Source organism: Streptomyces sp. NPDC054813, assembly GCF_053611365.1.
Genome location: NZ_JBSHAF010000022.1, coordinates 106,871 through 118,798 on the forward strand (window position 1 = coordinate 106,871; position 11,928 = coordinate 118,798).

Consider the following 11,928-nt stretch of genomic DNA (forward strand, 5'->3'; position numbering starts at 1 on the left):
AGGGTGAACAGGGAAAACAGGCATCCCTTCGCGTGCGACGACGCGGCCCTGCCCCGGTGCCGTGGAAGGCTCGGTCGCCGGGCAGGGCCGCGTCGTCGCGGGGGGGGCGGTCAGAGACCGCGGTCGATCCGCTCCCGGATCGTCACAGGAGCACCACCGAGCGCAGGACGTCACCGTGGTGCATCCGCTCGAAGGCCTTCCCGACCTCGTCCAGGGCGATGGTCTCGGTGACGAAGGCGTCCAGGTCGAGGCGGCCCCGCAGATAGAGGTCGATGAGCATCGGGAAGTCACGGGAGGGCAGACAGTCCCCGTACCAGGACGACTTCAGCGCCCCGCCCCGGCCGAAGACGTCCAGCAGCGGCAGCTCCAGTTTCATCTCCGGGGTGGGGACGCCGACCAGCACCACGGTCCCGGCGAGGTCACGGGCGTAGAAGGCCTGCCGGTAGGTCTCCGGCCGCCCCACCGCCTCGATCACCACGTCGGCGCCGAATCCACCGGTCAGCTCCCGCACCGCGTCCACGGCGTCGCTCTCCCGGGAGTTGACGGTGTGGGTGGCGCCGAGCTGTCGCGCCGTGGCCAGCTTGCGGTCGTCGATGTCCACGGCGATGATCCTCGCCGCCCCGGCCAGGTTCGAGCCGAGGACCGCGGCGGCACCCACGCCGCCGCAGCCGATCACGGCGACGCTGTCTCCGCGTCCGACGCCACCGGTGTTGAGGGCGGCGCCGATGCCGGCCATCACCCCGCAGCCGAGCAGCCCGGCGGCCGCCGCCGACGCGGCCCGGTCGACCCTGGTGCACTGCCCGGCCGCCACCAGCGTCTTCTCGGCGAAGGCGCCGATCCCGAGGGCCGGCGAGAGTTCGGTGCCGTCGGTCAGGGTCATCTTCTGCCGGGCGTTGTGCGTGCTGAAGCAGTACCACGGCCGCCCGCGCAGACAGGCCCGGCACTGTCCGCACACGGCCCGCCAGTTGAGGATGACGAAGTCGCCGGGTGCCACGTCGGTGACCCCGTCCCCGACCGCCTCGACGACCCCCGCCGCCTCATGTCCCAGCAGGAACGGGAAGTCGTCGCTGATCCCGCCCTCGCGGTAGTGCAGATCGGTGTGGCAGACCCCGCAGGCCTCGACCTTGACCAGTGCCTCACCCGGGCCGGGATCGGGCACCAGGACCGTTTCCACGCCGACGGGGGCGCCCTTGCTCCGCGCGACGACGGCTCGGACCTGCTGCGACATGGCCGCTCCTCGACTGACAGAGGGGGCGAGACGTTGCCCATGACGACACGCATCTCGTATATCGCAACACAGCATCGCGGAGCCCGAACCGGCGGTCAAGGACACCGCCGCATCGCGAAGTTCACCACCGAGCCGATCGTGAGCCGGCTGGTGACCAGGAAGTCAGTCGTCGTCCGGGCCGGGGACCACGACCAGGAAGGCGTCGGTCCGCAGATCCATCACGACCGTCGCGGGCTCGCCCGCGGCGCGGCGCTCCGCCGCGTACTCCTCCGCCGGCCACGATCCCCGCGGAGCTCCGGCGGGGAAACGTTCCAACACCTTGGCGCTCATAGCGGCAGACACCTCCAGCATCCTTCCTTCGGCCGGATCCGGCCCCCTGTCCTCCGGTTCGCATGCCCGCGATCGGCGCGGACATGCCCAGCGAGCCCGCGCAGGCCCGCCGTACACCGCCCCCGGTCGACCGTTGCCCCCGGCGGGCAGACCATGGAACCCGCCGCATCCGAAACGGCGGCACACGGGGAAGTGATCTCCAGGGGGGCCGACGCGGAGGACGCAGAGCTGATGAACGCTGACGACCACGCCCCCGGCCTGCGTTGCCTGGTGACCGGGGCGACCGGATACATCGGCGGCAGGCTGGTGCCGGAGCTGCTCGCCGAGGGCCATCGGGTGCGCTGTCTGGCGCGCTCCCCCGGCAAGCTGCGCGACCATCCCTGGGCCGGGCGGGCGGAGGTGGTGCGGGGCGACGTCACGGACGCCGCCGGCGTCGCCGAGGCCATGCGGGGCGTCGACGTGGCCTACTACCTGGTGCACGCGCTGGGGAGCGGCGACGACTTCGAGGCGACCGACCGGAAGGCGGCGCGGATCTTCGGTGAGGCGGCCCGGGCCGCGGGGGTACGGCGCGTCGTCTACCTCGGCGGTCTGACGCCGACGGGCGTGCCGGAATCCGAGTTGTCGCCGCATCTGCGGTCGCGGGCCGAGGTGGGCCGCATCCTGCTGGACTCCGGGGTGCCCACGACCGTACTGCGGGCCGCGGTCGTCATCGGTTCGGGCTCCGTCTCCTTCGAGATGCTGCGCTATCTCACCGAGCGTCTGCCCGTCATGGTCACCCCCAGCTGGGTGCGCACCCGCATCCAGCCCGTGGCGGTCCGGGACGTGCTGCGGTATCTCGTCGGCAGCGCCCGGATGCCGGCCGGCGTCAGCCGCGCCTTCGACATCGGCGGGCCTGACGTCCTGACCTACCGCGACATGATGCTGCGGTACGCGGCGGTCGCCGGACTGCCCCGCCGGGTCATCTTCCCCGTGCCGGTGCTGACCCCCGGCCTGTCCAGTCACTGGGTCGGGCTGGTCACCCCGGTCCCCGCGTCGATCGCCCGGCCGCTGACCGAGTCGCTGCGCCACGAGGTCGTCTGCCACGAGCACGACATCGCGCGGTACGTTCCGGACCCACCCGGGCATCCGTACGGCTTCGACGAGGCGGTACGGCTGGCCCTGCAGCGCATCCAGGACGCGCAGGTGACCACCCGCTGGTCGTCGGCGGCGGTGCCGGGCGCGCCCAGCGACCCGCTGCCCACCGACCCCGACTGGGCGGGTGGCAGCCTGTACACGGACCGGCGGGAGCTGACCGTGGACGCCTCGCGGGAGGCCCTGTGGCGGGTGATCGAGGGGATCGGCGGGGACAACGGCTGGTACTCCTTCCCGCTGGCCTGGGCGGTGCGGGGCGGCCTGGACCGGCTGGTGGGCGGGGTGGGGCTGCGCCGGGGGCGGCGGGACGCGGCGCGGCTGCGGGTCGGCGACTCGCTGGACTTCTGGCGGGTGGAGGAGATCGAGCCCGGCCGTCTGCTGCGGCTGCGGGCCGAGATGCGGCTGCCGGGTCTCGCCTGGCTGGAGATGTACGCCGACACCGATCCCGGGGGCCGTACCCGCTACCGCCAGCGGGCCGTGTTCCATCCGCACGGGCTGCTCGGCCACGCCTACTGGTGGAGCGTCTCACCCTTCCACACGGTGGTGTTCGGCGGCATGGCCCGCAACATCGCGCTCGCCGCGGCCCGCACCCCGGTCACTCCCGCGAGGGAATTCACACCCCGCGGATGACGGCCGCATCCGCAGGGCCGGCCGGGCCGGAAGTACCTCACCGGCCGCCCGCCATTCGACTCCGGAGAAGCACCATGAACGTCTCGGTCGTCCTGTTCACCGCCGACCTGCGCCTGCACGACCATCCGCCGCTGCGGGCGGCCGACGAAGCCCGCGAGGTGGTCCCGCTGTTCGTACGCGACACGGGCGTCACGGACGCCGGGTTCGCCGTGCCCAACCGGATGGCCTTCCTCGCCGACTGCCTGCGGGACCTCGACGGCGGTCTGCGCAAGCGGGGCGGGCGGCTGGTGGTGCGCTCCGGCGACGTCGTCGAGGAGGTGTGCAAGGTGGCCGCCGAGACGGACGCCGACGAAGTCCACCTGGCCGGCGACGTCAGCGCCTACGCCCAGCTGCGGGAACGGCGGCTGCGCCGGGCGCTGGAGCCGGAGGGTCGGCGGCTGCACGTGCACGACACCGTGACCACCGCCGTGACGCCCGGCGACCTCACCCCGGCCTCCTCGGACCACTTCGCCGTCTTCACCCCGTACTTCCGCCAGTGGTCCGGAGTGCGACTGCGGGACACGCTGGCCGCGCCGCGCACCGTGCGGGTCCCGGACGGGATCGGCTCCGAGGACCTGCCCACCCGCGCGGACCTCTCCGGAGTCTCCGAGGGCCTGGCGGCCGGCGGGGAGACGATCGGCCGCAGGCACATGTCCGCCTGGCTGCGCGACGGGATCGGCGCGTACGAGGACCGCCACGACGACCTGGCGGGCGACGCCACCTCCCGTCTCTCGCCCCATCTGCACTTCGGGACGCTCTCCCCCGTCGAACTGGTCCACCGGGCGCGCAGGGCGGGCGGACCCGGCGCCGCGGCCTTCGTACGGCAGGTCGCCTGGCGGGACTTCCACCGCCAGGTGCTGGCCGCCCGGCCCACGGCCGCCACGGCCGACTACCGGACCAAACGTGATCACTGGCGCTCCGAGTACGCCGCGCGCGAGGACATCGAGGCCTGGAAGGAGGGCCGCACCGGATACCCGGTGATCGACGCGGCGATGCGCCAGCTGCGCCACGAGGGCTGGATGCACAACCGCGGCCGGCTGCTGGCCGCGAGTTTCCTCGCCAAGACCCTGTACGTCGACTGGCGCGTGGGCGCCCGCCACTTCCTGGACCTCCTGGTCGACGGCGACATCGCCAACAACCAGCTCAACTGGCAGTGGATGGCGGGCACCGGCACCGACACCCGCCCCAACCGCGTCCTCAACCCCGTGACCCAGGCCAAGCGCTACGACCCCGACGGGGCGTACGTCCGCCGCTGGGTTCCCGAACTCGCCGCGGTCGACGGCCCGGCGGTACACGAGCCCTGGAAGCTGCGGGGGCCGGACCGGTACGGTCTTGCCGACTACCCGGACCCGGTCGTCGAGCTGTCCGAAGGCCTCGCCCGCTTCAAGCGAGCGCGCGCCCACGACTGAAGGAACCCCGCGCACGGCCCCCCACTGGCATTTCGTGGGCGAGCATGTCCCGGACCGACAGCAGCCGGGTGGCCGCGAGGTCGCGGGGCCGGCGAACCGCCCCGTGACCAGCTCGGGCGGGGTGCGGGGCCACCGTGTCGGTTCGCCGAAGCGCAGCGGGCCGCCGTGTCCGGTGTGCACGAGGAAGCCGGGCGTCAACGACCGGAGCCTGAGGGCGCGCCGGCCGGGTGGGGTCCCGGCCGGCGTCGGCCGTGCGCAACGGCGCACGCGTGCGGAAATGACTTCCCGCCCTCCGGGTACCCCGGATGCGGCGGCCACTGCCCGGCCCTCCCCCGGATGCGATCGTCAGGCCGGTTCGGCGGACGCTCCTTCCCGGTACGCGGCAAAGAGGATGTCGAGGGCGTGCTGGAGGCTCGGCGGCCGGAGCATTCCGCGGACCGGCGGACCGGACCAGCCGGGTCCGCCCAGCACGACCAGGGGACGGCGGCGCGCCCCCTTCACCCCCCACTGGGTGTCGGCGACATGCCGCGCCAGCGGCAGGCTGGCCGTGGAGCGCGCCTGCGCCCACAGCACCACGGCCGACGGGCCCAGCCGCCGCACCGCCGCCGCGAGCGCCTCCGCCGGCACGGCGGCGCCGAACATGCGGGTGGGCAGGTGCAGTTCACCCAGTCCGGCGTTGAGCGCCTCGATCGGCAGGGTGTGCTGCTCGCCGGGCACGCAGGCCAGGACGACGGGTCCGGCGCGCTGCCGGTCCGGCGGCGGGGTCCGGCAGCGCAGGGCGGTGGAGACATGCCAGGACAGCAGGTGCTCGACCTCGACGTAACGGTCGCCGGAGGAGACCCACTTGCGTCCGACGGCGTGCAGGGTCGGCACCATCACCTCCTGCCAGGCGACGGCGATGCCGTACTGCTCCACGGCGGCGGTCAGCAGTTCCTCGACGGCCGGGGCGTCCAGCCGTACGGCCGCACGGGCCAGCCCCCGGCACTCCTGGCGCACGTCGGCGAGCGACAGCGCGCCGGCCGCGTGCGAAGGACCGCGGTCCGGCGGGCGCACCGTCGTCCCGGCCGTCCCCGGCGGTGCCTCGGCCCTCTCCCTGGCGGCACGGGCGGCCTCGGCCGGCGGTACCCCCGACGAGGTCAGCCGGCACATCTCCTCGAGCACGGCCACATCCTGCGGGGTCCAGCGGCGGTGCCGTCCCTCGGCGCGGACCGCGGGCCCGATGCCGTAGCGGCGGTCCCAGGAGCGGAGCGTGGTGGGCGACACCCCCAGCCGACGGGCCAGTGCCCCGGTCGTCAGGGGGACGTCCGCCGCAGTCGCGGACCGTCCGGGCCGGTCCTGCACCTCGCCGTTCGGGGAGTCCCCGGGCGCGGATGGCTGACTCATGGCAGCGACTATACGACGCAGAACCGATGCGAGTTGATGACCTGGTTCGGTCCCTCGGACGATGGCGGTGCCGGGGGCTCGCGGCGGCGGCCGTTCCGAGTCCGCCCTTCCGGCAGCCGCCCGGCCGGGCCGAGTCTCCCCCGCAGGGGGCCGCGCGACGTGAGGAGCCGCCGTCATGAGCCCGCAGGACAGTGCCGTCGCGTCGGCGCCGGCGGAGTCCCTCACCGACGAGGAGCTCGCGCGCGGGCTCGTGGCGGGTGACGAGGACTGCCTGGAGGCGGCCTATCACCGCTGGTCGGCCTTGGTGCACACGATGGCCTGGCGCTCCCTGGGCGATGCCAGGGAGGCGGAGGACGTGACCCAGCAGGTGTTCCTCGGGGTGTGGCGTGGGCGCGGGGGTTTCCGTCCGGAGCGCGGCTCGTTCGGCGGCTGGATCACGGGGATCACCAGGCGGAAGATCGCCGACGCGCTGGGCGCCCGGACCCGCCGGCTCGCCCTGCTCGCGTCGGCCGGCTCGTCGCTCGCCCTGACCGATCCCGCGGCCCGGCAGCCCGAGGCGGCCCTCGACCGGGTCATCGTCCTGCGCGAGCTGGCCAAGCTGCCCGCCCCTCAGCGGCGGGTGCTCCGGCTGGCCTTCTACGAGGACCTCACCCACACCCAGATCGCCGAACGCACCGGCTGGCCGCTGGGCACGGTCAAGAGTCACGCCCGCCGTGGCCTGCGCCGGCTGCGCGGCTGTCTCCAGCAGGAGGCGGGCGGCTGAGCCGCTCACCGGTTCGCCACCCGTACGTCTTTTCGATGCAGAAACGGTGCGGACCTCCACGCAGGTCGACGCACCCCACCCGCTCCGGCACTCACGTCCCGCTCTACACATAAAGAGGAAATAAGAGCAGAATGTCTGATAGCGGCGTATAACGCCCGCATCAGACCCGGTCAGGCCTGCACAGTCAAAGGAGACGACTCATGGCCAACGTCTCGCACGGCAGAAGCGACATATCGAGCCACCCCGATGTAGGCGAGATGCGGGAGCGCTACGCCCGCATGCTCGGCGGTCGTGATGTGGCCCTCGTGGACGGACCGGTGTTCCTGCTCGGTCTGTACTGCGCGGCGTCCCCGTGGATCGTCCACTACGCCGCGAGCCAGCCGGCGCTGATGACCCACAACCTGATCATGGGCATAGCGATAGGCCTGCTGGCACTGGGGTTCACCCGGGCTCCGGAGCGTATGTACGGCCTCAGCTGGGCCATGTGCGCCCTGGGTATCTGGATGATCATCGCGCCCTGGGTGGTCGGCCGCAGCCCGGACACGGGCGTCATCATCAACAACGTGATCATCGGCGCGCTGGCACTCTGTCTCGGGCTGGTGTGTGCCGCTTCGTCGGCCCGGCGGACGCCCATGTCGTAGCCGCACAGAGCTCCCCCTCAGAAGGGAGGACGCGGGACCGGTCCGGTGACGGCGGACCGGCCCCGCCGCGTTGTTCACCGGCCGGGCACCAGCCAGGGCTCCTGCGGGAGCGGACCGCCGGTCTCGATGAGGGACTTCAGGTTGGACAGCACGGCCGGCCAGCCGGCCGAGATGGCACGCAGTTCGTCCTCGCCGTCCAGGTCCTCGTGGGTGACGGTGAGCCGGACGATGTCGGCGTGCGGCTGGATGTCGAAGGTGACCCGGGAGTGCCGGTCCGGCTCTCCCTCGTGCTCCGGCGCTGCCCAGCTGGTGACCAGCCGGGTCGGACGCTCGCTCTCGACGACGGTGCCGACCACGTCGGCGATGCCGGAGCCGTCGGTGCGCACATGTTCCCAGCGGGAGCCGGGCCGCCAGTCGGAGACGTTGGAGTGCCCCCAGTAGACGGCGGTCAGGTCGGCGTCCGTGAGGGCGTCCCAGACCTTCTCGGGGGTGCTGGCGATATAGGTGACGTAGACATAGCTGGGCTTGTCGCTCATGGCTTCCTCGGCTCGTCGCTTCAGGTCGCCGAGCGCGCGCAGGCGCGGGCGCTCGAACTTGTCGATCCACCGCTCCTGGATCTCGTGGAGCGGCACGGGGTTGAGGTAGTGCAGCTTCTCCCGCCCCCGCCGCACCGTGCTGATCAGGTTCGCGGCCTCCAGGACGGCCAGGTGCTGGGTCACCGACTGCCGGGTCATCGCGATGCGCTCGCACAGCTCGCCCAGCGTCTGCCCGTTCTGCTCGTGCAGACGGTCCAGCAACCGTCTGCGCGTGTCGTCGGCCAGCGCCTTGAAGACCTGGTCCATCCCACTGTCGTCCTCTGATCGCACACTCAACGTTATGCAGGCAATTCCTTGCATGTCAAGATCGGCACTATGAGGCGCGCCCTCGGCCCCCCAGGTCGAACGAGATCCACACGTCCGGCGGCAGCTCCGGCCGACCCGGCACCTGGCGGGTTTCCTCCGTCCAGGCGTCCCCCGCCACCTCTGCCGCGACCCGCCGCCAGAAGGCGACGGCGCCGGGGTTCTCGTACTGGAACGCGATCGCCCAGCCGCCCTGATGCCGGGTGAGGACCTCACGGACGGTACGCAGCCCGAGGCCGGTCCGGCGTGCGCCGCGGACCACGAAGAAGCTGTTGAGCACCCGCACGGACGCGTCCAGGCCCCGGACGAACGCGAAGCCGACCGGATGCCCGCCCTGTACGAACAGGTAGGGCGCCCAGCCGGGCGAGGAGAAGGCGTCCTCGACGCGTTCACTGCGGAACGTGCCGTCGGGACCGGGCAGCAGCCGGCGGAACTCGGACAGGTCGTGGCGGAACATCAGCCACAGCCGTTCGACGGCAGGGCGGTCCTCGATGGCGGCCGGGCGGACGACGACGTCGGCGGTTTCCGTGGTGTCAGACATGAAAAAAGCCTCACCCGGCGGCAGTTGACCGCGCCGGGTGAGGCTGACGTGTGTTCCGGAAACTACACCGCGACCGGGCTCTCGGGTGCCAGATACTCCTCGTCGATCTCCTTGCGTCCGAACGGCCACACCTTCTCCAGGCGCGCCCAGATCAGGAACGCCACGCAGCCGAGGGCGAGCCAGGCCAGGGACCACTCGATGGGGTGGCGGCCCGGGGAGTTCTTGTCGGCGTAGCCGTAGATCACGCACCAGCCGGCGAAGGCGACGATGCTCGGCACGGGGTAGAGCCACATGCGGTACGGCCGTTTCAGCGCCGGCTGGCGGCGGCGCAGCACGGTGAGCGCCACGATCTGGGCCAGTGCCTGCACGATCACCATCACGGTGGTGAGCAGCTGGATGAGCGTGGCCAGGTCGGTGTGGCGGCCGATCAGGAAGCCGATCGCGGTGATCACGCCCATGGTGGCCAGGCCCAGCATCGGGAAGCGGTGCTTGGGGTGGAGCTTCTCGTAGGGGCGGAAGAAGACCCGGTCGCGGGCCGCGTCGTAGGGCACCCTGGAGCCGCCGAGCAGGCCGGTGAAGACCGAGGCGAAGGCCGTGATCAGGATCAGCACGGTCACCGTGTCGGCGGCGCCCTTGCCCCAGGTCTCCTCCAGGACCGCGGAGGCCACCGAGGTCGAGGCGATGTCGCCCGGGTTCGTCATGCGGTGCCAGTCGACGACGCCGAGCGTGCCGATCTGCAGCAGCAGGTAGATCGCCATGATGCCGACGATCGAGAAGAGGATGGAGCGCGGCAGGATGCGGCCCGGGTCCTTGATCTCGGCGCCCATGTAAGCGGTGGTGTTGTAGCCGAGGTAGTCGTAGATGCCGATGGTCAGGCCCGCGGCGAAGCCCAGCCAGAAGTGGTCGCTGGTCAGGTCGAAGGCGTGCGCCGGGTAGGTGAAGGCGAGGTGCGGGCTGAAGTCGGAGGCCGCGGCGACGATCACCAGCACCACCGAGGCGATCATCACCGTCCACATGACGGCGGTGATCCGCGCGATGTGCTCGATGCCCCGCCACAGCAGGAGCACCACCAGGGCGATGATGCCGAGCCCGACCAGGTCGCCGGAGGTCTGGCCGAGACCGGGGGCGAGATAGCCCAGGTACTGCACGAAGCCGACCACACCCGTGGACATGATCAGCGGGATGAAGAGCATCGCCGTCCAGACGAACAGGAACGGCATCAGGCGTCCGGTGCGGTACTGGAAGGCCTGGCGCAGATAGACGTAACTGCCGCCGGAGCCGGGCATCGCGGCCCCGAGCTCGGCCCAGACGAGACCGTCGCAGAGCGCGAGCAGGGCGCCCGCGACGAAGCCGATCACCGCCTGCGGGCCGCCGAACGCGGACACCATCAGCGGGATCGTCACGAACGGGCCGATGCCGCACATCTGGCTCATGTTGATGGCGGTGGCCTGGAACAGGCCGACGCGCCGGACGAAACCGCCGTCGGACGGCGGGCTACCAGGACCGAGGGGACTGCCGGGACTACCGGGACTACCGGACATGGGGGCTCCTGAGCGAGGCGCTGGGGAAGAGGCGGGACGCTGACGACAGACGGCGGCCGATTCGGCGGGATGGCCGATAAAGTTAAGGAGCCTTACTAGATGCGTCAAGTATGCGTCAGGAATCGGTGAGAATGGTGTGATGGCCGCCAGCGACGTCGTAGAGCAGCAGGAAAAGCCCTGGAGCCGGCAGCGACTGCGCAGCACCAACGAGCGGCTGCTGCTGGACCGGCTGCGCCTGCTCGGTTCCGCCTCCCGTGCCCAACTCGCCCGCGAGACCGGCCTGTCGAAACCGACGGTCTCCAGCGCGCTCGCGGCGCTGGAGTCGGCGGGCCTGGTCCACGAGGTGGGCACCCATGCGCCGGAGCGCGGCCGCACCGCCGTGCTGTACGCCCCCGACCCGGCGGCCGGGTACGCGCTCGGCGTCGACGTGGGCCGCGGCTGGCTGCGGGTGGCGGTCGCCGACCTGGACGGCACCCTGGTCGCCCGCTCCGACGTGCGCAACCGGGCCCGCGGTTCGGACGCCATGGCCGACCTGCTGGTCACCACCGCACGGCAGGTCGTCGCCAACTCCGGGGTCGATCCGGCCGAGGTGGTGCACGGGGTGGTGGGCACGCCAGGCGTGTACGACGAGCGGCAGCGGCGGGTGCGGTACGCGATGCACCTGCCGGGCTGGGGACGCGCCGGGCTGTTCGACCGGATGCACGGGGAGCTGGGCGTCCCGCTGGAGGTGCACAACGACGCCAATCTCGCGGCGCTCGGCGAGTACACGTACGGCGTCGGGGCGGGCAGCCGGCTGTTCGCGTACATCATGATCGGCACCGGTCTGGGGATGGGGGTCGTCAGCGAGGGGCGGCTGTTCACGGGCGCCCACGGACTCGCCGGGGAGATCGGCTTCCTGCCCTGGCCCGGGCGGCAGCGCAAGCCGGAGCGGCTGGAGGACGCGGTGTCGGGGGTGGCCGTGGTCGAGGCGGCGCGCCGGTTCGGGATGACCGGGCAGCTCACCGCGAAGTCCGTGTTCGACGCGGCCCGGCAGGGCGACCCGGCCGCCGTCGAGGCCGTACGGCTCGAGGGCGAGCGGATCGCCCATACGGTGGCGGCCGCCGCGGCCGTACTCGACCCCGACCTGGTGGTGCTCGGCGGCGGTGTCGGCCACAGCGTCGACCTGCTGCTGCGTCCGGTACGGGACCATCTGCGCACGCTCACCCCGCTGCGCCCGAAGCTCGCGCCCAGCCGGCTCGGCGAGGACGCGGTGCTGCTGGGCGCGGTGGCCACGGCCCTCGGCACCGCCCGTGACCTGGTCTTCGAGCGCAGGTCGGCCGCGTCCTGAATCCGCCGCCGCCAACTCGCGCGGGCGCCACGGTGATTGACACGGCCCTTTTGGGACCCTAGCTTG

Annotated in this window: 11 protein-coding genes; 5 read left to right on the plus strand and 6 right to left on the minus strand. The window is 72.3% G+C overall.

From position 1 onward, the window contains the following. Window positions 1–142: 142 nt before the first annotated feature. Window positions 143–1,228: an S-(hydroxymethyl)mycothiol dehydrogenase gene (locus tag ACWGJB_RS35720; RefSeq protein ID WP_453384195.1), complete on the minus strand. Its 1,086-nt coding sequence runs from the start codon at window positions 1,226–1,228 to the stop codon at window positions 143–145. A gap of 162 nt (window positions 1,229–1,390) precedes the next feature. Then, entirely contained in the window at window positions 1,391–1,579 is a 189-nt protein-coding gene (locus ACWGJB_RS35725; protein WP_362576390.1) for a hypothetical protein, read from the minus strand. Window positions 1,580–1,789: 210 nt separating this feature from the next. Between ACWGJB_RS35725 and ACWGJB_RS35730 the strand changes: the two genes are divergently transcribed. Beyond that, window positions 1,790–3,319, plus strand: coding sequence for an SDR family oxidoreductase (locus ACWGJB_RS35730; RefSeq protein WP_453384196.1), 1,530 nt, complete (start codon window positions 1,790–1,792; stop codon window positions 3,317–3,319). A gap of 74 nt (window positions 3,320–3,393) precedes the next feature. Continuing rightward, complete coding sequence (locus ACWGJB_RS35735) at window positions 3,394–4,767, plus strand: cryptochrome/photolyase family protein (RefSeq protein WP_453384197.1); 1,374 nt, start codon at window positions 3,394–3,396, stop codon at window positions 4,765–4,767. Window positions 4,768–5,112: 345 nt separating this feature from the next. On the opposite strand, the gene ACWGJB_RS35740 is transcribed toward ACWGJB_RS35735, so the two are convergent. Continuing rightward, complete coding sequence (locus ACWGJB_RS35740; RefSeq protein WP_453384198.1) at window positions 5,113–6,150, minus strand: MerR family transcriptional regulator; 1,038 nt, start codon at window positions 6,148–6,150, stop codon at window positions 5,113–5,115. Window positions 6,151–6,325: 175 nt separating this feature from the next. Between ACWGJB_RS35740 and ACWGJB_RS35745 the strand changes: the two genes are divergently transcribed. Continuing rightward, window positions 6,326–6,913: an RNA polymerase sigma factor gene (locus ACWGJB_RS35745; protein WP_453384199.1), complete on the plus strand. Its 588-nt coding sequence runs from the start codon at window positions 6,326–6,328 to the stop codon at window positions 6,911–6,913. Window positions 6,914–7,113: 200 nt separating this feature from the next. After that, window positions 7,114–7,554, plus strand: coding sequence for an SPW repeat protein (locus tag ACWGJB_RS35750; protein WP_453384200.1), 441 nt, complete (start codon window positions 7,114–7,116; stop codon window positions 7,552–7,554). Window positions 7,555–7,628: 74 nt separating this feature from the next. On the opposite strand, the gene ACWGJB_RS35755 is transcribed toward ACWGJB_RS35750, so the two are convergent. The 3 genes from ACWGJB_RS35755 to ACWGJB_RS35765 all read right to left on the minus strand — a co-directional run bounded on the left by ACWGJB_RS35755 (window position 7,629) and on the right by ACWGJB_RS35765 (window position 10,535). Further along, window positions 7,629–8,396, minus strand: coding sequence for an ArsR/SmtB family transcription factor (locus ACWGJB_RS35755; RefSeq protein WP_453384201.1), 768 nt, complete (start codon window positions 8,394–8,396; stop codon window positions 7,629–7,631). A 67-nt stretch (window positions 8,397–8,463) separates the two neighbouring features. Continuing rightward, window positions 8,464–8,994 carry a GNAT family N-acetyltransferase gene (locus ACWGJB_RS35760; RefSeq protein WP_453384202.1) on the minus strand — a complete coding sequence of 177 codons (531 nt, stop codon included), beginning with the start codon at window positions 8,992–8,994 and terminating at the stop codon, window positions 8,464–8,466. A gap of 62 nt (window positions 8,995–9,056) precedes the next feature. Beyond that, entirely contained in the window at window positions 9,057–10,535 is a 1,479-nt protein-coding gene (locus tag ACWGJB_RS35765) for an APC family permease (RefSeq protein ID WP_453384203.1), read from the minus strand. 139 nt (window positions 10,536–10,674) lie between these two features. Here ACWGJB_RS35765 and ACWGJB_RS35770 point away from each other — a divergent pair, with 139 nt between their 5' ends. Then, a complete protein-coding gene (locus ACWGJB_RS35770; RefSeq protein ID WP_453384204.1) occupies window positions 10,675–11,862 on the plus strand; it encodes an ROK family protein in 1,188 nt (395 codons plus the stop codon). Window positions 11,863–11,928: the final 66 nt, after the last annotated feature.